This is a genomic window from Pararhizobium gei (genome assembly GCF_029223885.1).
GTDB lineage: Bacteria > Pseudomonadota > Alphaproteobacteria > Rhizobiales > Rhizobiaceae > Pararhizobium > Pararhizobium gei.
In genome coordinates, this window is record NZ_CP119409.1 from 1,111,032 (window position 1) to 1,135,153 (window position 24,122).

Below are 24,122 nucleotides of genomic sequence, written 5' to 3' on the forward strand. Positions count from 1 at the left end.
GATTATTATAGTGCGGTGCACAATCATGTTGCAATGCACAATAAAATCGCCTATATAAGCACCAACGCAGCAAGGGGCGCCTCTGGAGAGGGCCCAAAACAAGGAGCGCTTATCATGGCTACCAAGAAAATCGACGACGCCTTTTCCATGGCTTCATTCGACCCGGCAAAGGTCACCGAAACCTTCCGTGACTTCGCTGAAAAGGGCGCAGCCCAGTCGAAGGAAGCCTATTCCAAGATGAAGACGGCCGCCGAAGATGCGACCAAGACGGTCGAAGCGACGCTGGAAAGCGCCCAGTCCGCCAGCGTGGAGCTTGGCCTGAAAGCCATCGAAGCCTTGCGAACCAATGCGGAAAGCTCCCTGTCGCACATGGAGGCCCTTCTCGGCGTCAAGTCGGTTTCCGAACTGTTCGAACTGCAGACGTCCTTCGTCCGCAAGCAGGCCGAACTGGCTCTCGAACAGGCCAAGTCGATGCAGGAAACGACCCGCAAGATCGCTGAAAACGTGACGAAGCCTGGCAAGGACGCCGCTGAAAAGCTGGTTTCCGGCTTCAAGAAGAGCTGATTGAAGCCTGCGCCGCGTCTGCCGATGCGCCTGCTGAAAAGGAACCGGGTAAGACATCGCCCGGTTTTTTCACGTCAAATGACAAGTTATGTCTTGCAAAAAATACGGACTGCCCGTATTTGACCCGGCAAGCGGCGCGCGGCTCTGTTTCGTGCCGGTCTAATGTGCGGTTGTAGCTCAGTTGGTTAGAGCGCAGGTTTGTGGCACCTGAGGTCGGAGGTTCGAGACCCCCCAACCGTACCATTTGTTTTCTGCCTAAGTGTTTGATTTCATTGTTGAATTTAGCGTTGTCCACCGGCGCTGGTTGACTTTTCCCCTAAATTTGCACTACTTATTGCACAACTGAGCCCTTCGGATGTGCATTTGGCCCGTAAACTCATTGATTTGAAATTCGCTCTTGATCCTATGCGCTATCTTAAGCGTCGGGGTGATAAATGGCATTATGTCCGGCGTGTGCCAAAGCATCTTTCAGTGCTCGATTCTCGCGGGCTGATTCAAACATCTCTGAAAACACGGTCACTCGACGTGGCACAGTTGCGCCGGGATGCGGCTGAACGGGCCGACGATCTTTACTGGCAGGGAATAGCCACAGAAGACGACGCCGATGCCACCATGACCATCTACAAAGCTGCTCGTGCCCGTGCTGTGGCGATGGGGTTTGAATACAAAGCTATGTCCGACTTGACCGCGTCGGCACCATTTGAGGAAATTCTACGGCGTCTTGAGGCCCTACCAGCTCGGCCGCCGCTTCGCGACGTGATGGCATTGACCGGGAATTCCGATGAACCGGCGTTGACGGTCCGTAAGGCGATGGCGCTCTATCTGAGTGATATCGCGATCGGCGACACCAAGGGTACCCTCGTCGAAATCCTCCTGCTTGGTCTTGCCGCCCGCCATGATCTGCGAGCCACCGCCCATCTTCTGGTTGGCCCAATTGATCAGATCCTGGACAGAGGTATTGTCCTTGATGACGGTCGGGTTCGCGGCTGTAGACGCCGGCTGAATGATGTTCTTCGCCAGTTCTTCAGGGTTGGCGAGCAGCACCTTGATCGCATCGTTCGAACCGAGGAAATGAGCGAGATACGTGTTGCCGGGATCAGGAGCCACGCCTGCGGCAGCAAGCCTGCTCTGGTTCTGCTTGGTCAGTTCCTCCAGGACCGGGCGTGCATAGTCCTCGTTGTAACGGTAGGCCAGTTTCTGTGCGTCGGTCAGTTGCGTGAGCGCCGGGAACAGACGGTTGAAGATCGGCAACCAGGTGCTGCCAATAAACTGGCCGATACCTTGCGCGCTCGAACCCGGCTTGTTGGTGTCGGTTTCAGGTGTCCGGCCGCCTTCGATACGAATGATGCGATCAACCACGGTCTTGCTGCTGTCCGGCAACGAGTCGAAACGCTGGCGATCAAAGGCGGTCTGCGCTGCGTTGCCAGCCGTCGCCCATAGACCGACGATCTTGGCGATCGCCTGGATATCCCCGCTGTTGAATGCAGCAACGAGACCTTCCCAGGCCGTCTTGTTGATCTCTGTGATCTCCTTAAGCTTCTTCAACTCTTCGGCGAGACCCGGGATTTTCGATTTCAGATCGTCGATCGCGTCCGTATAGGTCTTGACCGCGGCATTCTTGTCGAAGGTGCCGGTCACTTCTTCCACGGACTTCTGTAGTCCAAGCAGCACCTTGTCCGCATCGGTCGCAGTACCGGAATAAAGGCGCAGTTTGGCTTCGGAAACGGTAACGGCCTGCCCCAACTCCTCAAAACTCGGACTACCATCCTTGGCGGTGTTGATCATCCCGAGCAGTTCGAGCGCAATACTCTTGAACTGCTCGTCTGTCGGGTTGAGCGCGATCTCGTTCAACGTCTTAGCAAGATCCTTGATCGCAGGCGCACCACGCTTCTCGACATCGTCGAGTGCAGCCGTCAACTGGTTGAGTTGTTTAATCTCAGCGGTATCGGGACCAAAATCCGAAAAGGCATATTTGAGAACGCGGCTGACGCCCTGCATGTCACCAAGCATGGCCTTGAACTGCGTGCGCAGATCCTCGGTGCTTTGGATGGCTTGAGCCAGGGTGACACTGTTGACAGCTTTCGCCCAATCGCCGGCCTTGTCCTTGGCGTTCTGATAGCCGGTTACCGTCGCCTGCAGCTGGCGCTCATGCTCGGTCAGCGCCTTCGTGGCCTGATCGACGCTCAGGAGCCAACTGCCAACGGCGAACGTGATGCCCGTGGCGATGATGCCTGGGATACCACCGAACACTGCCAGGAAGCCACGGGCGAGCGTGCCGACGCTCAGGAGCACCGTGCGCAGCAAACCTATGCTGTTCGCCAGGCCCACGACGCCGACATGAGCAAGAGCCGTCTGACTGGTGGATGCAAGCAGACCTTGGCGATAGGTGCCGAGAGCCCCAGATACCTGACCAAGGCCACGGGCAAGAACCGTTTGTGACTGCGCGGCTGCCTGCGTCATTGGCCCGATGAGCGTGACCTGACGATTGAAAGCGCCCATCTGCCGACTGGTGGCTACGACGCGCACCGATACCGACGAAGATTTCCCCGAGTTTGATCGCAGCGAACAGCTTGGCCGCAAACGTCATCTCGTCGAAATACTCAGGCACCTCCGCCAGGATCTGCAGGAACTTGCCGATCAGCACCCCGAGATTGGTAAAAGTCTCCTGACCCTCAATGCTCTTCGAGAACTCGTCGAAGGATTGCAGCGCGAGACGCAGACCGGGCACCAAGCCGTTGGCAATCGTAAGATTGGCGCTGAAGATATTGTTCTCGAAACGACCAAGGTCTGTTGTGGCAGTATCGAGCGCGGCCGGCAACTGCGAGCCGTAGATCGACGTCATCTGCCGCGCAACTTTTAGGAAATTGTCACGGGTGGAGAAAACTTCACCCGCTTCCATCAACTTCAGAAACTCAGATGTACTTTTGCCAAGTGCGTCGGAGAACAGTTTCAAAGCACCTGGGAACGCCTCACCAAGCTGTTGAACAACCTCCTGACTCTGGATCTTCCCCTTATTCAACATTTGCGTGAATGCGAGGAAGACGCGCGATGTCTGTTCAGTCGAAAGCTTGTTAACGCGCGCCGCCTCGGCGATGGACAGGAACACTTCCCGCGTTTCACCCGTCGCGAAATCGCTGGCCTTGGCGGCCACAGCAAACTTACCGTATTCCTCACCAAGCGTTGCGAAGCTCACACCGAGGCGGTCAGCCTGTTCGCGCAGGAATCCAATCTCGATCGCAACCTTGGCAGTGTCTTGCTGGAAGACGGAACCGAGTCGGCTCTGCACGGCTTCCAGGGTCTTGTAAGCATCGATTGCGCCACCGACCTGACCAATCACAGCCTGAAAGCCGATATAACTGGCCGTCAGCGACAGCACCTCGCCGCGCAGGCGCTGGATCAGCGACAACGACTGCCGCGAGTTCGATGCCATGGTGAGCAGCGAGGTGTTGAAAGCATTCGTCTGTCCGGCAGCCGATCCCGCGGCCTGACCTGTGCCGCGGACGGCCGGCGCCAGTTGCCGTTGTGCGTTCGAGGCGTTGGCGGCCGAGGAAGCGATCTGGCTGTTGGCTGCTGCCATTGACGACGCGCCGGCACGCATGGCCGTTGCACCCTGACTGAATGCAAGGAAGGTGGACTTCGAAGATCCCTGCAGCTTCTGCAGCGCCGCGCGCTGAGCCTCGTAGGCATCAGACGCCTGTCGAGCGCGTGCCTGAGCACGACCGAACTCGGCACCCAGTTCCTCGGTCGGCGCGTCAGCCGCCTTGATCTCTTGCGCGAGCGTCTTGACGGCAGCCTGAGACGTCACCCATTCCTTACGCGCTTCAAGCATCGCACGGCGCTGACCCTCGATCGTTTTCGTGTCGATCGGCAAGCCTGCAGAAGTGGTGCGTGGTCCGGCCGTTGCTGTATTGCTGGACGCAAGCGCGTCGATACGGGCCTTTGCAGCCGCCAGGTTCGCAGCCATGCGGATCGCCGTGGCACTGACCTGTTCCTGCGTCAGACCAACAGTGCCAAGGGCCTTCGAGGCGTTGTCCGCGCCGACCTTCATATCTGTCAAGGCGGCTGAAGCGCGTGCAGTCGTTTCGCGTTCTTCGGCAAGAGCGGCTGTCGCGCGCTCAGTCTCGTGGGCAAGAGAACGCTGAAGGGATCCGGCTTCCGAGACTTGGGGTTTCAATTCCTTGACTGCTGCGGTCGATTCCTTGACGACAGTCTCGTATTTCGCAACCTCGGCATTCACCTGAGCCTGAATGGTTTTCGCTGAAACCAATGCGGAAGCAATACCCGCGCCTTCTGTCGCTTGCTCGGCAGTCGGCACGGTGTGAATCGAAACACGATTTTTACCACGTCCCTGAGTGAAGAGAGCTTTGTTGTACCGTTCTTGCGCAACTTCTGCGTCACGAACCAGTTTATTCGCGATCTGCTGCTGAGCGTTGTTGTCTTTCAGCGATGCCTTGTTTGCAGCCAGGGCGGCTTCTTCGGCAGCCAGGGCAGCTTTGAGCCGGTTGGCGGCTGCAGCAGCCTCGTCGCTGCGTTTCGTCAGTTTCTGGACTTCATCCGTGCTGTCGGCAACGGACTTCTCCATGCGCGTGACAGCGGCTGACGCCTTGTCGAGTTCTGCGGCGATCTTGCCAACAGACTTGAGGCGATCAACCTCGCGCTGGAATTTCGTGACATCATCGGTCAGACCACCAAGGGCAGCCGAGGTTTTTCCGGCACCCTTGGCGAGTTCATCCTGTTCGACCTTGTATTTGCGAATCGCCTTGGCGACGTCGTCGATCTGCTTCGACGCCTTGTCTCTGGCCTTAATGACGACGTCGATATCTTTACCCATCAGAGTTTTCCATTAATTTCGAGAAAGATTGCCTGACGCAGAAGCGCTGGTCGGTGCGGCCACTGCTATGACCCGTTCAATGATGTGATTGCCGATTTCCAGGAAATTCCAGCCGGGGTACGTTTTCGCGGCAACCTGTTGAATCCCGACTGCGAGCTGAAAAAATCCCCAATTTTCGACGGTCTCACGAGGCCGATCAGTCCCGGTGGCGACGAAAGCAACCACCAGAGGGCGAGCGTTGCCGAGCAACAGTTCGGTGATCTTCTCAGCTGCGCGTTCCTTCACTTTGAGGCCGGAAGGATCGACAATAAAGCATTCGTCCAGGATGTTCGCAATTGATTCTGGATCGAATTCCTGAATTAGCCCATCGAGTTCATCTTGAGTTATGGCTCGTGCAGATAATTCCGCTTTTTTCTCATGTAGTTCGTTCATTTCTATTCAACCTTTTGTTGACACAGTGCAGGTAATTCGTAAATGGAGATTACAAGACTTCATATAGTTAGTGGAGTCCGGATTATGCTGTTTCGTAGTTCATATTTCCAGGTCGCTGTGCTGTGCGACTGGAGCGGCAACCATGGCGAAATCTCGTGAGTCGTCTGGCCAGATGAGCTGCGATCCAAGCATCTGTTCGAACTCAGCGCGGGCCGTGCCGAGGGATGGGATGACAAATGTGTTGCTGCGCCTGATACCGTCCCGAGGACGGCTTACCGCCAAGCTGGAGAGCATCAATCTGAGGCGCCTACTGAACTCGATCGAATTCAGCTCTTGCCCGTCGAACCGACGGGAGTGCAACCAACGGCTATAGCCATCGCGGAATTCGATTTTGTCGACATTTACGGAGCTGAATGCCCACTGCTCTTCGGTGACGCCAGCAAATTTCATCGAACCATGCTGCAGCACCCCATGCCACCAGCGCTCTACATTCTTCAGTCCCTCGATCTTCTGCTCGGCCAGGGCGTCGGTGTTCGGCACGTCGCGCACCTGGAAACCGGTAAGGTCGTAGTTCATCAGGAAGTCGAGCAGGGCCTCACGGCCGCCGTGGGTCATCTCGTGTCGCAGGGCGGCGAAATACTTGTGGTCGTTACGGCGTCTGTCGGAGACATTGACGACGAAAAACCGCCCTTCGTCCTCGGTCGCTGGAATCACCCAACGCTCGTTCGATGACATGAATAGGCGCAGGACGGACTTGATTGGGAAGGCGTTCATGCCCTTGGGCTCGATCATCACGTCGTTCGAGGTAATGAGGTACTTGAGCGCGCCTTCCTGGCGCTTGTCGCCGGCCCAAAAACCTTCCTGCATGTGGACCAGTAGGCATCGCTCCTGGTGGCCGTTGAACTTGCCCGTAAGCTGCTCCTGGTTGCCCACGGTTATGTAGTGATTGAAGAAAAGGCCACCGACGTATTCGAAAACGGTGTCCTTGCCGATTCGCTTCTTGCCCTTGGCGATTATCGCCACACCCGGCTTTTCCTCCGGTTTCTGGATCATGTGCGCGAGCCATCCGAGGATATAGAGGTAGTGCTCTTCGTTCCCGGCACAGAAAATCTCGAACAGGTGCTTCAGGAACAGCCTGCACGACTTGGTTCCGTCCGGTTGGACCGAGAACCCTTGCCAGTGGTTATAGGCGCCCTCGACAACCTTGTTCGGTGCGAAAACGATGCCGTTAGGGTACTGGCGTCGTGCTTTATGCTGCATCCACAACTTAGTGATTGGGACAGTCGTATCGTCTTTCGGCCGACGATCGTTCTCATAGTAATTGTGGAGATCGTTGACCGAACCGTATGTCACGCTGCCGTTGGGATGGATGTCGATCACCACGGTCTTGCTGCTCACGCGCGCCACAGCATGCAGCTTGTTCAAGCGCACGACCCATTTTGGCGCATCGACCCCGAGCTCGAACTCGATCTCCGCTTGTTTCAATCGAATCTGTGATTTTGACGGTTTGCGAAGGACAACTGGCCCACCGAAAATGTCATCAAACATTCCAGTGGAGTAGGAACCGTCTCCGAGTTCAAGATCGTCTACCTCGGGCATTTCTTCGAAGTCGGACAGGATGCGTTCATCCCGCACTACCGCAACGAGAGACGCAAATCTAAACGGCTTTTTGTTTTGCTTATCCTTGAAAGATTTCCACGTGCGTTCCTGGTCTTGAAAATCAAATTTTTCGCTCGTGCGTGAGTAGTAATTCCACGTTTCCAGACCCCAGATAGACCCACCAGTCTCATGGTGGATGGCCATACCTACGAGCAGCCATTGATTTCGATCTTCAAACCATTCCGCAGGGTCAAGTTGATCAAGAATCGCAATGATTTGCTCAGGGGTGTACCCTAATGGTTGAGTACGATTGGGATCAATCTCACCTTCTTCGTCAGCGTGACCGACGACACGCTCGACGGCTTCCGAGGAAACGATTGGGCCGAAACCCAACTCCAGCATGTCGAAATCGAATTGGCGCTGCCAGGTGTAGGGAAGACTTGTGTCGGGGTGAATCGACGGTGGAATTGCGGCCTGCGAGCCGGTTCCGAGCAGGTGAAGTTCCCAATCCCACTTCTTAACTTCCCGATCCTTGACCTCGTCATGGACCATCTGAAAGCCCGTGCTGTGGGCGAACTTGCGCGGGGAAAAATGTTTGTCGGTGAGGAAATAGAAATGCCGGCTGGCGCCACCTGAGCCTGATATAACGGTGGGGAATGTATTGACGTCGATCTCGGGGAAGATCTCCTTCAACCTGGCGAGCGCTTCGTCTCGGGTCGCCGGATTGCGCACGTCGAAATCTATGATGTGGAGGAATAGATCAGCGACAACTGACCACTTACCCAAGCGGACGCCAATGTTATTGCCATCGCGGTAGTCGCGCTTCAATTGTTCAAGTGTCGATACAGGTTTTGCGGCCCAATCGTTTCCGATCGGCCTCTTGGATTTCGGGTGCAACCAATGGAGAGCGAACCCGGCCGTGACCAGACGCTCGATTTGGCTGGAAATGTCTTTTGGCATCAACATCGGCTTCATTTCTTATGATGTGCAAAATCCGGCCCACGTCAGCCGCGGCTGACATTTCCAAGATTGACTCGAACTGCGAAGTTCAGAGCGTTGGTCGCCTAGGTTTGCGGTTTTTCCCAAATAACTGAAAAGCCCGTTCCGCTCGGCACTTCAGTTTGGCATCATAGTAAATGCCACCGCCGGCTTGGGGTTGGGCAGAGTTCCTTGAAGCCGCTTGATCGCCGGACAACCTTTTCAGCTTCCCGGCCAGGTCGAAGGCACGGTCGGACCGACTTTCGATTGGTGCTTTAGATAGGAATGCGATAGCTTTCTCGACGCTCACATCCGTTTCGAGAGCTAAGACCTTAGCGGTGCGGGGACGCTGGAGACCCTCAGGTGAACTAATGATTGCGTTAACTCGGTCGATTGCACTCATCTCCAATCCCCTTTATGCTTGCGGGCATGTATCAGTTTGGTTTTATTGGATATTTTCCACGGGCCGCTACTCATCAATTTCTCCTTCTTGCCCAAATTCCGGGCAGAGTTTTGCTGCACTGAGCGGGACATTTGTCTCGCTCAGCTGAGTTATTTTCTGTCGTTATTCAGATGCTTAGTGGAACTGCTCTGCGGTTCTTCCGGCCGCGCACCATGCTTGTGCAGCCGGAAGCAAGTTTGGTGGGATCTGCGACTCCCGAAGCTTGGCGTAGACTGAGAAGCTCCCATCGGGCCGGATTTCCACAACGAAGCCCGCGTTGGCCGCGGCCTCGTCACCTGAGATGCGTGCAATCCAAACGCGCTTGCGGGTTTCCTCAGAGGCAAGTGACATTGCGTCGGGCTTCGTCATCCCGTCAGCAATCAGCTGCCGCGTGCGCTGCTTCCTGAACCGTGTCCAAAACGGTGTTAACTGGGAACTCATGACTGGTCCCCGATTGCATTTAATTCCGCGTCCAATGCCGCAGATGCCGCAGAGAAGCCGGGGAAGGCGGGTGGATGAGATGTGTGCTTCCAGTCGGGAAACAACGGGCTAGCCGGGACCTCCTCACGCATCATTACCAAAAATCTCCAGGCACGATCGATCATGCCGTCGCGAGAGGGAAAATTTCGGGCGCTTTCTACAGCGAGCGCCTTTGAAAGGGGTTCCCATGCTTTGTGCAGCGCTAGTCTTGCTTCATCTAAGTGATGAGCTTGGCGAGCCAATAGCCAAGCGGCCTCAGCCCGCCCTTCGTCAGATCGAAGGGTGACCATGACCTTCTCGATCCTGGTGGCATCATCTTCCAGGATCTTAATGGCCGCCTTGGCGCCTTGTGCCGTCTTCGCGCTTTCGCTGATGGAAGCGTCGACTGCTGTAAGTCGTGCTTTCGCATCGGAGGTTTCGGGCGCGACATCGGAGATAAAGGCCAAGGCCTCGGCGGCGTTAAGCTCAGCTCGAATTTGATCGCGCTGTTCAAGGAGGCTTTGATAGCGCGCGACCTCTGCTTTCGCAGCGCCTAATTTATAGGAGGTTCTTGTTTGCCGCTCAACTAGTTGGGAGATAGATTCCCTAGTGTGCCTGAGAAGAGTATACAGTGGCCCGAGGTCCGGTAACGCCGAACTGATGAATTCAGTAGATCGCTCGCGATGTGTCGGGCGGTCGACCGTATACCGAGACAACAGCACAAAAGTTTTGCGTTCCGCATCGCATACGTGCCAAATTTGATCGGTCGGCCCGCCGCTCGCGACGCCAACTAGAATGCCAGGTTGCGTGAAATAGCCTTCCAGAGATGCTACATCGGTGGTGGCACCTGCCCAAGGGTTTACACCCATGGCAGTGGGTATTGGAATGCTTACCCAGTCGTCAAACCCGTCCTGAACCGGTCCTACCCTGAAGCCCTGCGCAGAAATATACTTCGCTAACTCGTACGAGGGTAGGCTACTCGCGTTTGCTGGAAAGTTGACGTTCGGTGTAATGTTCATGGCTGCTCGCTCGGTTGGTGCAACCACAGCAAAGCCGATTTCTACACAACCTCAAAGCGATTCTGGCGGGCTAACCTAAATGGCCTAGTTCAGATTCCGAAGAGGGTTAGCCCGCCAGAATCGCTTGACTGATGTTCCGAGGAACCAGCGAGAGCCGTCTACGGTAAATCAGGAATATCATCGAAGTCGCGTTGTAGTTGCGCTTCTTTCAGTAATTCTCTCTCCCTCAAATTTTTCTCATAAACTGAAACCAATCTCGCAATGTCTAAATCTCTCTGTTCTGCTCTTTTCTCGGCTTGCTTTAATGTGCGAATTTTATTCCTGATGTCTTCAGGCGTAATATCTTTAATAAATTTCTTATCCTCGGTATCCGTGAATTTTACTTGATCTAGCCAGTACGTCAGAAAGACCGCATTTGATGGTTTCGCCGTACCGATTGACTTAGTATATTCCTTGAATTTCTCCATGAGAACTAGCTCTCTGTCCTCAGTCCAAAAAGTTCTGTCTGTCGGGTTACCGCCCAAATTCCTTTTCAAACGTATTTCGTGCGGGTTTGGGAAGGGATCGTCTGGATCATCCGGATCAGAGAATTTCTCGAATTCCAAATACTCTAGAAGGTCTTCTAAAAGCGCATCCGCGGAAACTGCGACAACCGCGCTAATCCGCGAAACACTAAATTTCTTAAACGTTAGATAAACGGCGCTGTCGATGAGCATTGACCAACGGCTTTTACGACGCAGCCGGCCACGTTCTCTTTTGCGAATTATGTCCTCAAGTTCCGCTTCTACGGCCTCGACTTGCCAGTCCCAAGATGACGGATCCTGCAACGTCTTGTTCCGTCTTTTGGCTCTGATTGGGCCCATGTAGAATTGAGTGCTCTCGTCCGCGCGGAAATCGTCACGCTCATCTTCGATTTCCTTTAGCCTCAACACTTTGGCTTGGGATTCCTGGCTCAGTGATTGAAACACCGTCTTGCGGTCCGTCCGCTGAATCTCAAGCGTCATATGTGCCGCTGCCGAGATTGCGACGTGTTCAACTGATTTCAGCGGGAGGCCCTGCTCAAGGGAAGCCGATGCGACTTGCAAAAGCAAAAATGTCTGAGCGCGCGAGCTGTCACCACACTGTTTTTCGGCGCGTGCCAAACGCCTCAGGCAATGTCTTGTCCGATTTCCGAAAAGGCGCCAGGTCGCCTTCACTCGATCGTCGCAGTAGATCATTGCCGATTCTCCGAACGTGCCCAACCCAAGCATCAGTCATAACGAAAAACGGAAGCTCGACAGGCGCCTTATACGGTCCCTGTCGAGCTTGCGGTGGAAGCGACCCTACAGTCAAACAGAAGCATGCATGCTCGACGTCGGTTGTGAAACCAATCCCAAGGCAAGCAACTCATTAATCAGCTGAGCAGCCAGCGGGCCGTCTCTCGCGTCGTCGTGGAATTCGATAGGCTCGCCGGCTTGGCACCATGAAATTGCCAGCGCCTTCGTTGCGAAGCCTTCCAGTGTCGAGGCCTTCAGTTCACCTATGCGGTCGACGATTTTTGCGGAGGCGTTGTATACCGCATTTGCTCGGTCGGTGCCTTCCTCGTCGTGGCTGGCAAAGAATTGGCGTTCTTCTGCCCAGGCGAGGCGAAGCTTCGAGCCGAGTTCGATCAGTTCGCGGTCTTGATTGTTCGTCGTCATGTTTTCGATCCTTCGAGGTTGTTTACCATATGCGTGGCTTGCCATTGCAGTTATAAGCAATATTGGTTATAAGTCAATAAGCAATATTGCCTATTCCATCGGAGACCAAACATGGGACGCCCGCCGCTCAACGTGACTGCTGTTCACATTCGCTTAAAGAACGACTCGCTTGCCGCGATCGACGAACTCGTTGGTCCCTTCCAGAGGCCGCAATTCATTCGAGAAGCCGTTGAAAACGAAATCGCGCGACGCATTGGCGGGAGCAAGGAGCCCGATCCTGATTGATAGATTGGGTTTGATTGGACAGTGGCTCAACTATGGCCCGGATTTTCGAACGACTTCAAAGAACTCGGCCACGATTTCGTCAGTCAAAAGAAGGTTGGTATAGTCGGGTTGCTCATCGTTGGAAGCGATTGCCTCCTGATCGAACAAGCCTGGTCGCAAGGTGTTGAGCGTCTGCGCTGACGTGCCGCCGCTGTGCTTAGCGACGTTTGATGTCAGCCTTAAAACTTTCAGCCCCAATTCATCAGGAAAAAGCCCACGGCTCTTAAGTAGAGTGATGGCTTTTTTCTCATCATATTGGTTCACTTTAAGCCGTTTATTCATCTCCCTCTCCCAATAGTGACTAAGCGAGATAGTGAAAGCTTCGCGTACAAGTTTTAAAATAGCTTCTACCTCGTGTAGCCTGTCGCTCATGCGGTCGCCATAATCATAAACTACCTGACCACTTTCGTCCTCTTCGTAGAAGGAAGCCTCGCCGGCTCTAACCAGCTCTTCCAGTTCGGCCCATTCCCGTTCCAGAGTTGCCTTGATTTCATCGGACGGATTCCTGGCGCTCCGATATGCTGCCTCTAGTTGGTCGATATCCCTGCGGAAGAGCCAGTGCCACATCACATTCCGTACTTGATTGCTTTCGGTTGCCATTTCCATTCTCCTTCGCCGACACAGCGCTGTCGCGAATTCCGTTCAGCTCAGGCCAGCATTATGTTGACCTTGGTAGAACGGGTCGTGGTCAGGATGGTCGTTGCCTTGGTCAGGATGCCTAAGTTGAAAAAAAGATAACGAAATCAATACCTGGTCGGTATGGTCGGTATGGTCGGGATGAGTTGGCATTACTCTTTATATACGGGATGAAAAAACGTACTGCACAACAAGACAAACGAGACTGCCAGGTAAAATGGGTTGCGCATACACGGTGAATTCATACCGACCATACCGACCACTACTATTTATCTTATTGATTCTATTATAAAAAATATGGTCAGGATGGAGTGGTTTTTGGTCGGTATGGTCAGGATAAATCGGCAAAAGTTGACTCAGCCAGAATGATCTTAGCGAAAATAAAGCAAAAAATTTCCGCTTACCGGGGCTCAGCGCCCCTCCCGAATGGTGCAGTGACGCAGGGAGGACCCATAGCCAGTGCACACTTAGACATTCGGGCTGATCGCACACGCAGACGCTGCATGACTGCACAACAAGACATCAACTAGCGCACAACGGACAATGAAGGCCGAACTTGAAAGCAGGGCAAATCATCGGGATTCCCCTTCGCTGCATACGGTTTACGAGCGGACAATGCACGTTAGCCGAACCGGTCCTGAGAGCTAGTCCTTTGGATGCCTGGAGCTTGTCCGCTGTCGAGGTTCACGCCGCCTGTCGGTACAGCATGAACCTAAGTTCGCCTGAGAGAGCTGCGTCAACACTCAAGTCCTGACGGATCAGTCCATGGCTCCACCGGCGCCGCGACCTTGGAGCATGCCACGGCGGGCAATCGACCATCGGATACCAGCATACCCCGACGATATCAGCGCCCCGTTCGCCCGCTGTGTTCACTTCATCAAGCACATGCCGCATCCACATACCCTTATGAAAACCAGGATGCCGGCGGTGATGCACAGGGTGCCCGTCGTGCCAGCTCGTTTCAGAGACCATGATGGGCTTGCAGTACCGCCGCCAGGTTTTCAGCAATACCTTCGACAAGGCTGTACGAGCGGTATGCGGATAGTAATTCACTCCGATGACATCGACGGGCACTGCCGAAACGATCGCGTCCGTTGCCTCATATTGTCGATCGCCAACGCCCGTGATTGGATCATTGACGAGGATCCCGACATTTGGGTGAGCGTCCAGAGCCGCACGGGTCATCTGGACCGCCATAGCCACTGCATGTTCACGGGATAAGCCCGCAAGCATCGGATAAAGAGATGGTTCGTTCACGGGACAGAGCCACAGCTTTTCAGATCCATCGACGGCCAAAGCTTGCAAGGCGATCGACCGGGAATAGGCCGCGGCATCTTCCACATGGTGGTAGTGCGACAAATCCCAGATCACCTGCATTCCGGTTTCACGCGCCGCCCGCAGCCGCTCTACCGTGTCGTGGCCGGGTACCAGCCCGTCGCGGGCAACGAGGATGCCGTGATCGATCGCAATTCGGAAATGTTCTCGCATCCGATCGCCGGCAAGATGCCGTGTCGTTCTCAGCAGGTCGTGTTTGCCACGGTGCACGATCCCGCACTCGAACCCAGCAACAATCTTGCTTTTGAACAGGGAGCGCTCCGGCGAAAACAGATTGTATTGGTCGAGCCTGAACACCGCCTGCCGAATCCCTTCGAAGATAACAGGAATAACAGTGGCAGGCGCTGAGTGGAATGCAAAACGCTGTCCACTAAACGTACAAGTTACGTGTATTCATCTTGACAATATACAAGTAAATTGTATGATCGGGGTGTGATTAAGGGGACCGACAATGCAAATCAGTTTTGAAACGATGACGAGAGCGGAAATTAAACCCCATCTCGAATTGGCAAAGGAACGGCTGACTTCGTTGCGCGCGATGCTTGATGCTGGCTACGAAATTGGAAACGCGGAGGCGTTTGTGACCCGTGCTGAGATTAAGGTTGCTGCGGAACATTTTTTCGAAATTAGCACTGAATATCAGTGTGCCGCATGACCGCTGAATCCTTCATCCAATGGCTCGCGGAGATGAGATCAAATGGCCTGGCCCGTTCCGATGCCGAGTGCGGTCGTCTGCTCGGTATTTCCGCTAACTCAGTCGTTGCCATAAAGAAGCAGGGCGCCGACGTCAGGACTGCGCTTGCGTGTCGGGCACTGCTTCATCGACTCGATCCTTGGGGGAAGCTTTAATCGGCGGCCTTGACGGAGTTGACTAAAAGGGCCTCGAAAGACCCTTAAATTACCCAGCCGTGGGCGGGGGAAGGTGCCTGCTTTCATACGACCATAAGTCGACGTCGTGCCGAGCTTGGTCATCTGCCGCACTTCAGCGAGCTTCATTAGTGTTTCGATAGGGCTGATATGGGTAACTTCGTCAATCATCCTTGTGCTCCGGCGCGTTCAAGGCGTGCGTTTTAGTCTCTCTCTCAGACAAAAGATCGGCTATCCATTTTTGCACCTCGGACATTCGCCACCTGACGGTGTTGCCTCCCAGATTCCGAGGTAGGGGAAACGTGCCGTCTTTCATCTTGCGATAGATGGTCGCCGTAGCGAGCTTGGTCATTTCTCTGACTTCTTTGATTCGAAGGAGCGTTTCAATGTCCTTATCAAAGACGATCTTTCCCTCACCCTTGCTTTCGACCGACGATGAGGCATGTTCGGGAAACGGCGCTTCCATCCCCCGTGAGGTTCGGTCTATAGGCATGCGTCGTGCCACTGGCGGATTAGAATCTGATACTAACGCGGTAAAAGCGGCGTCGAGGGCATCTCGGTCCCAAATCAGGCGGTCGTCAATCTTCTTTGGCCGCGGCATGCGGCCGTCGTTGACCATAGAGTCGAACGTTGCAGCGCCGAGGCCAATATACCGAACTGCGTCGTCGCGGTTGAGCCCGCGGGGAGGGTAGGCGATATGGTCGCGCTTCTTGTACATTGGCTGCCCTCATCACCCGTAGAAGTGCCCACGCTGAGATGAGTATGAAAAGCGCTCACCCACAACTCTCGCTAAATCATCTTTGGTAAGCGAGAGCGGCTCGACAGCAGAAACAATATTGGCCGATATGTCGATAGTCGCGGGCGGATTTCTATTCGCCAAACTTATCCAGAAGGTCTTGGCGCAATTCCGGCCATTCGTCTCCCATTACCATCTTTACCAATGGGATCGGCAAACAAACCCAACGTGCAACATCAGCGACTGTTCGTCCCGCCTTTCTTTGCTCAAGGGCTTGATCGCGAGCGGAAAGAGGAAACATGATTGCAAGAGCTTGATATATTGCAAGTTTATCTTTTGCTGCCATGAGATCCGCAAAGCCAAAGTCTTCGGTGCTTAGAGGGCCAAGAACCTTGTCGAGAAGAGATTGAACCTCTTCGGGAGTATCGGTTCTCTCTACCAGTGTGTCACATGCGTGGATAAGCTCTTTACAACAAACTATTCGTTGCCACTCGAATGGCTGTGGTTTTCCTACGAGATCGGTTTACCAGCCTTCTTTTCCTTTTGTGGCACGACCACCGGAGCCTGATAGACAGGTGTCTTCGGGTTCTTCGGGTCAATAGGCTCCAGAACGATAAAGGCAGGGTTAGGGAAGTGGTCATAGCTCGACATGTTATAGGCGTCGACACCCATGCCAATAACACCGCCAACAAGGACGTTGCCGGCAAAGCCTGCAGCACCACCGCCGCTGACCTTCGTTCCAATCTGGATCGAGCCCGGCTTATAGCCTTCGCGTTCGGCGAAAGCTGTAAAGCTGTCCCGGCGCTTTACGGGAAATGTGCACGGCGATCGCGGGCAGCCTGGCCCGAGCGACGTGCGGATCGAGGCATCTTCAGGCAGAGCGTTGATCGTCACATCCTCGGTTGTCCCCGAACTACACTGCCGCAAGACGTTAAAGACGCTGCAACGACTGCAACGGCAAAAGAGATCTTAATATTCATGGATATCCCCTCTAACTTACGCTTAGAGAAGATCAGGGGAAAACAATCTTGTCCAGCGGTCGCGTGTGAGAATCACTCTTCGCAACCGTCTATCCCATAGCTATTTACGAGAACTGTGATTTCCGTCCTGCGCAGTTGAAATCTGATATTCAGCCTCGGTGACTGCCAGCTCAATATAGTTACCGTAGCATATCCGGTAATTTGCCGTCCGCAGCCAACTGCCAAGGGGATTTCAACATCACAGTCACGCGCTCCAGATCCGCCATGTCACTCACCCAAATGGCTGATACCATGTTTTCGCCATATTTCCACAACCGCGTATTGCGGATATCATGAAACTCAATTAGCCCTGTTGCAACTTATGGTGTGAGGGGTGATTCATGAAGTTGCGCGGCATTGGTTTCGGACTTGTTGCAGGTCTTTTGGTGTCGGTTGCGACCGGTGCCTCTGCGGACGATCCTCAACTGGACGAAACAGTTCCCGCGATAGAAAGCCCGTTAGAGGTCCCGGCAGAGGTCGGGGAGCCTGTGCCGACGCAGCCGGAGTTGGAGCCGGCACAGCCTGAAAAGACTGAACTGAAGCGGGCACAACCCGTCGAGGAGCCGACGGCGGTCACCGATGCCGCAGGCGGCGTGGTTGTCGAAAACAGCTCCGTCGAGGAGCAACATGGCGGAGCCTGGGGAGCACATCCGACGCTCGGCGACGTCACGAACAACGGCGCCTTTTCCTACACCTATCCTATCGACGTTCCCGCATTCCGCGGTCTCGAACCCAAGCTTGAACTTACCTATAATTCGAGCCGGAAGACCAAAACGGGTGGAAGCTACCAGGGCTGGCTCGGCTTTGGCTGGGGCCTTTCCGGCATTCCCGTCATCGAACGTGTCGGGGCCGACCTTGGCATCCCGCAATATCCGGTTCTCCCGGCGCCGGATACAGATGTTTACACGCTGAACGGTGAGCCGCTGGCTCGCTGCAAGGGCTACGGAGCCTCATGCGTCGCTCAGGATACCGGCGGTGGAACCAACAACACGCCGAACACGTGGGTGTCCGAAGTCGAGAATTATCTGAAAATCAAATATATTCCTGCCAGCAATCTTTGGGAAGTGACCGCCCGCGACGGAACCAAAACCACGTTCACGTCGGTTGGCACAATCGCGAGTGCGGCTGCCAACGACGATACGAGCGAGCATGAAACCCGCTTCGAGTATCGATGGCTGGCTACGGAAACGGCCGACACATACGGCAACAAGATCAAATATTTTTACAGCTGCCCCGAATTACCGGTCTGCTATCCCACCGCCATTGATTATCACAATCGAGCAATCGGGACGCCCGTCAGGACGATCCGGTTCCATTACGACGCCCGGCCGGACTATATCGTGGCAGCCAACGGACACTCGCTGTCCTACACGAAAATGCGCATAAAGGCGGTTGTGGTTCAGACATCAGGCACAAACACGTCGGGTTACAAGCTGTCCTATGATCAGGCGCCTTTCAGCAATGCGTCGCGCCTGACATCGATCCAGCAGTTTGGAAGCGACCTTGTCCTGGATGCTAATTATGCCATCGCCTCCGGCAGTGCGCTGCCGCCGACGACGTTCGCCTATAATGACCCGACCTCAAGCGGTTTTGCGCCAAGCCAGGAAATTGTTGGACTCAACGGCATTCCGATTCAAAAAGTGACAAAGACATATGAAAAAGATGATCCCTACGAGAGCAACACGACGTTAGTCAAAAAGAATTACTTGAGAAGTTCCTACGCCGCCGTAGATGTCGATTCAAATGGTGTCACGGAAATTCTGAAGGCGGAATGGGATGACTACGGAAGTACAACATGCGATTATTTCCTTTACTATAGCCGGCAACGGACAACGGATTATACTGCACTGGATATACACTTTCCGTGCCCTTCTTTTATGTATAGCAGCACCAATTCGGAATCTGCCAAGGTTATTCAGGGGTTATCGGTAGGACGGTTTGGCACCGACAAAACGAAGCCCTATCTGATGACGCTGGTCCCGTCGAGCAATGACAACCCCTTTGACATAGACAAACCACATGTGCGCTGGCAGGCCTCGTTTTCCAAAAGCGGCGAAGATCTCGTTGAAAATCTGAAGGATTGCTATGCGCTTGAAGGCGCAACACGCTTTGTTGCAGATCCGCCGATGAAAGCCCTGTGCAAAAAAGAGCATCCGAACGTCTATGCAGTCGATTGGGATGGTGACGGCCGTGATGCCGTCACCATCGGTGGCAACATCGCAAATTTGTTTGGAGACGGGCGTCAGCAAAGAATCACCGTTAAAGACGATGACACCTACCGTGTCCATCTCGTTGATGGCGCTTTCAAAACCGACAAGCTTGGAAGTTTCCTTTGCAAGGAGGAAAATTGTGCGATTGCGGACGTGAACGGCGACGGGCTGAGTGACGTTGTCAGCATGAAACACAATAACTACGTCGGTATTGGTGTTTCTGAGCTGACGTTTTATTTGTTCACTGGCGACAAGCTGGTCGAGTGGTCATCTCAGGCCGACGACAGTGGCGTATCGCCAGTGGTCACCGATGTCGATGGCGATGGAAAAGCCGAGGTTTTGTTCGGTACACCCGCTGGCGACAGTCCCTTCGCCAGCTTGAGTTGGCGAATCTACAAGGCGATATCCAGTCCGCAGGAGGGAACGGGCATCGATGGGGCCAATCTCGGGATCACGAGCAGCTTCGTCACTTCCGGTGACTTCAACGGCGACGGCCAATCCGACCTGCTCATCGCGCCGCCCACTCCAAGCACTTCTTATAATCCTCAAAAAACCGATTATGAGAACGCTGCCGCTCTCAATCAGATGTTCGACAACTTTGAGGCCAATAAATACCGCATCCGATACGGGTCTGCGACCGGCGGCATCGCCCACCTCATCAACACGGTAACGACGCCGCAGGGCGGGCAGGTCAAGGCGGCCTATGCGCCGTCGACGGCCTACAAGAACACCTATCTGCCCTATAGCATTGCGACCGTCAGCTCCCTGTCGGTGCTGGACGGCCGGGGCCAGACGGCAACGACGCGCTATGATTACGCCAACGGCAAGTATGATATCGAAAAGCGCCGCTTCCTGGGCTTCGGCAATGTTGCGAAAACCCTGCCGAAGATCACCGGCGAGGCCGATGCGCCGATCGTCAAGACAGCCTATGTCCAGAACATCGCGGCCATCGGCCTGCCATCGACAAAAATATTCCTCGACCCGGACGGCGAGGTCCAGCGGGTGGTTGCGGAAACCTATGAGATCGACGACACGCATATCCCCTATAAGGCTCAAAACACCGTCACGACAACGGAACTGCGGGTTGGCACGGTAGAGCGCTCGACGCGCCAAACCCGGATCTTCGACGATTTCGGCAATATTACCCAGGAAACGGACGAAGGCCGCCGCGACGTGTCCGGCGACGAGACCATTACCAAACGGGCTTTCTACTACAACAAGGGCGCCTATATTGTCTCGCTGCCGGCCTGGCTCAGGCTGTCGGAACCCGGCAGCACCCAGAATCTGAGAGCCCAGAACTTTCTCTACGACGACCAGCAGGGGGAAGTCGCACCCATCAAAGGCGAGTTGACCGGCAGGCGCGATTATACCAGCTCCGGCGTGTATCAGGAATCCACATTCCACTATGACGACTACGGCAACCTGGACTGGTCGTCCAATGGCGTGGGAAACAAGACGTCCTATGTCTATGACGGGACGCAGCGTCTGTTCGTCACGAAAACGACTTTTCCCAATGGACTGGTGGAAACTGGTACCCCGAACGCGGCCTGCAGCGCGCCGGCGACGAAGACGGATGTCAACGGCGTCGTCACCAGCTACAGCTACGATGTCTTCTGCCGGCCGACCGAGGTTTTGAACGGCATATCGGGCGCCTATACGAAAACCGCCTATGAACAGTTCGGCAATCCCGCGTCGCAGTTCATCAAGACCTCGACAAGCCGGCAGAGTTCCACCGCCGATGCCGAGCAGTATCAGTCTTTCGACGGCCTGGGACGGGTCTGGCGCGTTATCGATGCGGCCCAGCCGAATTCGATTGTCGAAACCCGGTACGATCTCCGCGGAAATGTGGAAAAGGTCACCCATCCCTATTTCGCAGGCGAACCGCAATACTGGACGGTGACCAGTTTCGACTGGGCCAACCGTCCGATTGCCATCACCAATCCGGATGGCAGCAGCAAATTCCTGCATTACGGCCTGCAGGATACCCTGTCCATAACCGATAGTGTCCCGTTCCAATATACCCGCGTCGGCGATGAGGAAGGCGGGGCGATCTATACCTATACCTCCGCTGCCGGCGACGTGATCGCCAAGGCGCAGAGAAGCAGGCCCGCCGCAGACGGGAGCACGACCTCCCGCTGGCTCTTTGGCGCGACCTTCGATGGCGCGCACCGCATGCTTGGCGTCAAGGATGCGGCCGGTTCCGTCTGGACCTACACCTATGACTTGATGGGCAACCGCACATCGGCCAAAGATCCCGATCTGGGCCAGTGGTCCTACAGCTACGACAAGGCCAACCGCCTGGTCCGGCAGACGGACGCGCGCGACAAGGTGACGACCATCACCTATGACAGCAACGGCCGGCCCCTGACCACCATGGTCTATAACAGCGTTGCGGATGCCAATGCGAACAGCGGCGGCGGTCTGCTGTCGCAGAATGTCTATGACGAGGACGTCAGCGGCTATTACAACAAGGGTCAGCTGACGAAATCGTCCAATTCCATGCAGAAGCAGGAATTCCGCTACAATGCCGACGGCCTGCAGCAGATGAAGCGGGTGACGATCAACGACAGCGTCCTGGACGCCCCCCTGGTTCACACCGAGACGACCGGTCTCGACAAGGGCGGCCTGCCCCTGTGGAAGGAATACGGGCCGGATCCCTTGGGGCTCGATGTCGGTTCCTCGTCCAGCCGCTGGGCGTACGACCGCAAGAACCAGCTGATCTCGATCCCCGGCTACATCAATTCCGTGACCTACGAGGCCGATGGGCAGACCGCGTCGATCGCCTATAGCAATGGTTTCGAGACGTTCTTCACCTATGATCCGCAGCGCCGCTGGCTGACCAAGATCGCCACGCAGAAGGATCCCGGAAACGGCGATCCGATATCGGTGCTGCTGCGCTCGGCCTATGTCCGCGACCAGACCGGCCGCATCCTGTCGATCAACGGCCTTGGGACGCTGAACGACTGGGTCTATACCTATGACGGCTTCGGCCGGATCGCCGGCGCGGTGAATGCCGGCGATCCCGCCTATTCCGAAACCTTCACCTATGCCGCCAATGACAATCTCCTGTCACGCTCGCGGCTGACGGGGAGTTTCGTCTATCCCGCGGCCAGTGCCGCCCACCCGCATGCGCCCGTCTCGCTCGGCACCACCGCCTTTACCTATGACGACAACGGCAACCTGCTGACTGACGGGACGCGAACCTTCACCTACGATCTCGCCAACCGCGTCGCCTCCGTGGCGGCCGTCGGCAGCAACACGGTGACGCTGCGCTACGGTCCTGATGGTGCAAGGGTCAAGCGGGGATCGGCGGGCGGCAGCACCTATTATATCGACGCCAATGTCGAATATGACGGCACCCGCTTCACGCGCTATCCGCATATGGACATCAAGGTCACCGGCACGTCGCGCACTTTCCTCCACCGCGACCACCTCTCCTCCATCAGCGCCGTCACCAGCATGACCAGCGGCCTCGGCGCCACCGAGACCAACCGCTACGCCACCTTTGGCGAGCCCCACAACAAGGATATGGATACCCAGAAGGGCTATATCGGCGAACGCTACGACGCCGAAACCGGCCTGTCCTATCTCAACGCCCGCTACATGGACCCGAGGTTCGGACGGTTCATCTCGCCGGACACATGGGACCCGACGATGGAGGGTGTCGGCACCAACCGTTATGCCTATGCCGGCAATGATCCGGTGAACAGGAGCGATCCGAATGGGCATGTATCGGGTGCAACCGGACAACCGGAAGCGACAAAAGCCTACGAAAGTCAACAAGCAGCAGACCGGCAAGATCACGAGGCGTCAACTCTAGCCGACAAAATGCAAAGTCTTGGAAATGGAAATGAGGGGGGACTATTTGATGGCGTCGATCCAGAGGTCGAGGCCCTTGCACGTGAAAAACGTAAATTTGCAGTGTCAGGTGTAGCTGTGCCGGATGACACAATTTTCGCATTGATTCCGGGCGGCGCAATTGTTCGAGGATTGTCAGTTGCCAAAGGTGTGATTTCAGGCGGGGTGCCTCGCGCGGTAACGGGAACTGTTTGGGATTCTATCAAGGCAACCCAGTCTCTTATCGAAGGCACGTCGATACCTCGCTCATTTGAGATGGCAACGGGAAAAGGTAGCGTTTGGGTTTCCGGAAACGGAACAAAGCATCTTGGCGAACAGGCAACGTCAATCTTTAACAGGGCCTTGAAAGCACCGGGTGGGAACGCCGCCTCGGCTCGGGAAATTGCTGATATAGGGTCCCAGACACAACTTCGCAGTTTGAATGCCGCTGTGAGTGATGCATTCGCGGCAGGGATCAAGTATGACAGGCTTGTGCGAACTGGGGGTTGGGAATTAAAGTTCGGTGCACCACGTCAGCCAGGGCAACTGCCCGCTCTCTATCACGCTTTGGAGCGTCCATAATTATGTTGAAAATTCTAGAGGTTGCAAATAAGACTTTCGAAACGTCGGTCGAAACGAACGATTACGTTCCATTATCAGTCGTTACTTACAATAGACCTTTAGGAGCAAAATTCTATCGAGCGGGAAACTTCGATACTTCCTTGATTGAGATCGCTGTTGATCCTGAAAGCGGCGCACTGAGAGGGTTTTCTGTTATAAGCTTTAGTGAAAGATTTGAAGGTCAGATGAATGCAGGCCGTGTTGTGCCGGGCATCCCTGTAACTGACTTAAGTAGGTTTTCTCAGAGCGACGTCATTGACGACCTGGCACCATTTTCTCTCGGACTACTGGGGAATACTGCTGTGGTCGCAATGACTGATTTTGAAATCTCTGATACAATCGCGGTATGCGGTGATCTCAAATTCCACCTCAGTATGAACACACTCGCAGGTTTAACAATTGAAAATCTTGGGGAGCGGGACGTTGTTAGAATCTCCGAACATTTGGCTCGTATGAAGCGCTGAAAAAGTGTGGTACTCACTAAACTATTCTTCAGCCAGAAGTCTCGCGCGCGGCGAAGGGGTTTTGGCCGAA

Annotated in this window: 18 protein-coding genes, 1 tRNA gene and 1 pseudogene; 7 read left to right on the top strand and 13 right to left on the bottom strand. The window is 54.9% G+C overall.

The window, feature by feature from the left end:
* The first annotated feature begins 114 nt into the window (after positions 1–114).
* From PY308_RS05185 to PY308_RS22950, 3 genes and pseudogenes are all read left to right on the top strand, one after another.
* A complete protein-coding gene (locus PY308_RS05185) occupies positions 115–564 on the top strand; it encodes a phasin (protein ID WP_275788983.1) in 450 nt (149 codons plus the stop codon).
* Positions 565–730: 166 nt separating this feature from the next.
* Positions 731–807 (top strand) — tRNA-His (locus PY308_RS05190).
* A 162-nt stretch (positions 808–969) separates the two neighbouring features.
* Positions 970–1,083: pseudogene (locus tag PY308_RS22950) on the top strand (DUF6538 domain-containing protein); the annotation flags it as partial.
* 210 nt (positions 1,084–1,293) lie between these two features.
* Here the strand turns inward: PY308_RS22950 and PY308_RS05195 are convergent.
* The 7 genes from PY308_RS05195 to PY308_RS05225 all read right to left on the bottom strand — a co-directional run bounded on the left by PY308_RS05195 (position 1,294) and on the right by PY308_RS05225 (position 12,003).
* Complete coding sequence (locus PY308_RS05195; protein ID WP_275788984.1) at positions 1,294–2,814, bottom strand: type 2 periplasmic-binding domain-containing protein; 1,521 nt, start codon at positions 2,812–2,814, stop codon at positions 1,294–1,296.
* A complete protein-coding gene (locus PY308_RS05200; RefSeq protein ID WP_275788986.1) occupies positions 2,711–5,395 on the bottom strand; it encodes a tape measure protein in 2,685 nt (894 codons plus the stop codon). The genes PY308_RS05195 and PY308_RS05200 overlap by 104 nt, the downstream gene beginning before the upstream one ends.
* 12 nt (positions 5,396–5,407) lie before the next feature.
* On the bottom strand, positions 5,408–5,827 hold the full coding sequence (locus PY308_RS05205; protein WP_275788988.1) for a hypothetical protein: 420 nt from the start codon (positions 5,825–5,827) through the stop codon (positions 5,408–5,410).
* Between the two features lie 99 nt (positions 5,828–5,926).
* Positions 5,927–8,392, bottom strand: coding sequence for a DUF5906 domain-containing protein (locus tag PY308_RS05210; protein ID WP_275788989.1), 2,466 nt, complete (start codon positions 8,390–8,392; stop codon positions 5,927–5,929).
* 891 nt (positions 8,393–9,283) lie between these two features.
* Positions 9,284–10,324 (bottom strand): hypothetical protein, encoded by a 1,041-nt coding sequence (locus PY308_RS05215; RefSeq protein WP_275788991.1) that lies wholly within the window; start codon positions 10,322–10,324, stop codon positions 9,284–9,286.
* 158 nt (positions 10,325–10,482) lie between these two features.
* Complete coding sequence (locus PY308_RS05220; protein ID WP_275788992.1) at positions 10,483–11,541, bottom strand: hypothetical protein; 1,059 nt, start codon at positions 11,539–11,541, stop codon at positions 10,483–10,485.
* A gap of 111 nt (positions 11,542–11,652) precedes the next feature.
* Positions 11,653–12,003 (bottom strand): hypothetical protein, encoded by a 351-nt coding sequence (locus PY308_RS05225; RefSeq protein WP_275788994.1) that lies wholly within the window; start codon positions 12,001–12,003, stop codon positions 11,653–11,655.
* 111 nt (positions 12,004–12,114) lie between these two features.
* On the opposite strand from PY308_RS05225, the gene PY308_RS05230 reads away from it, so the two are divergent.
* On the top strand, positions 12,115–12,288 hold the full coding sequence (locus tag PY308_RS05230; RefSeq protein WP_275788996.1) for a hypothetical protein: 174 nt from the start codon (positions 12,115–12,117) through the stop codon (positions 12,286–12,288).
* A gap of 30 nt (positions 12,289–12,318) precedes the next feature.
* Here PY308_RS05230 and PY308_RS05235 read toward each other — a convergent pair whose 3' ends face one another.
* Positions 12,319–12,927: a hypothetical protein gene (locus tag PY308_RS05235; protein WP_275788997.1), complete on the bottom strand. Its 609-nt coding sequence runs from the start codon at positions 12,925–12,927 to the stop codon at positions 12,319–12,321.
* Between the two features lie 720 nt (positions 12,928–13,647).
* Positions 13,648–14,595, bottom strand: coding sequence for a glycoside hydrolase family protein (locus PY308_RS05240; protein ID WP_275788999.1), 948 nt, complete (start codon positions 14,593–14,595; stop codon positions 13,648–13,650).
* 154 nt (positions 14,596–14,749) lie between these two features.
* Here PY308_RS05240 and PY308_RS05245 point away from each other — a divergent pair, with 154 nt between their 5' ends.
* Positions 14,750–14,953, top strand: coding sequence for a hypothetical protein (locus PY308_RS05245; RefSeq protein ID WP_275789001.1), 204 nt, complete (start codon positions 14,750–14,752; stop codon positions 14,951–14,953).
* 98 nt (positions 14,954–15,051) lie between these two features.
* Here the strand turns inward: PY308_RS05245 and PY308_RS05250 are convergent, their stop codons facing one another.
* The 4 genes from PY308_RS05250 to PY308_RS05270 all read right to left on the bottom strand — a co-directional run bounded on the left by PY308_RS05250 (position 15,052) and on the right by PY308_RS05270 (position 16,795).
* Positions 15,052–15,336 (bottom strand): MerR family transcriptional regulator, encoded by a 285-nt coding sequence (locus PY308_RS05250; protein ID WP_275789002.1) that lies wholly within the window; start codon positions 15,334–15,336, stop codon positions 15,052–15,054.
* Complete coding sequence (locus PY308_RS23060) at positions 15,329–15,883, bottom strand: helix-turn-helix transcriptional regulator (RefSeq protein ID WP_434064201.1); 555 nt, start codon at positions 15,881–15,883, stop codon at positions 15,329–15,331. The genes PY308_RS05250 and PY308_RS23060 overlap by 8 nt, the downstream gene beginning before the upstream one ends.
* Before the next feature lie 151 nt (positions 15,884–16,034).
* A complete protein-coding gene (locus tag PY308_RS05265) occupies positions 16,035–16,247 on the bottom strand; it encodes a hypothetical protein (RefSeq protein WP_275789003.1) in 213 nt (70 codons plus the stop codon).
* A 164-nt stretch (positions 16,248–16,411) separates the two neighbouring features.
* Positions 16,412–16,795 carry a translation initiation factor 2 gene (locus PY308_RS05270; RefSeq protein ID WP_275789004.1) on the bottom strand — a complete coding sequence of 128 codons (384 nt, stop codon included), beginning with the start codon at positions 16,793–16,795 and terminating at the stop codon, positions 16,412–16,414.
* Positions 16,796–17,261: 466 nt separating this feature from the next.
* Between PY308_RS05270 and PY308_RS05275 the strand changes: the two genes are divergently transcribed.
* Positions 17,262–23,549 carry an RHS repeat-associated core domain-containing protein gene (locus PY308_RS05275; protein ID WP_275789005.1) on the top strand — a complete coding sequence of 2,096 codons (6,288 nt, stop codon included), beginning with the start codon at positions 17,262–17,264 and terminating at the stop codon, positions 23,547–23,549.
* Positions 23,550–23,551: 2 nt separating this feature from the next.
* Positions 23,552–24,052 (top strand): hypothetical protein, encoded by a 501-nt coding sequence (locus PY308_RS05280; RefSeq protein ID WP_275789006.1) that lies wholly within the window; start codon positions 23,552–23,554, stop codon positions 24,050–24,052.
* Positions 24,053–24,122 lie beyond the last annotated feature (70 nt).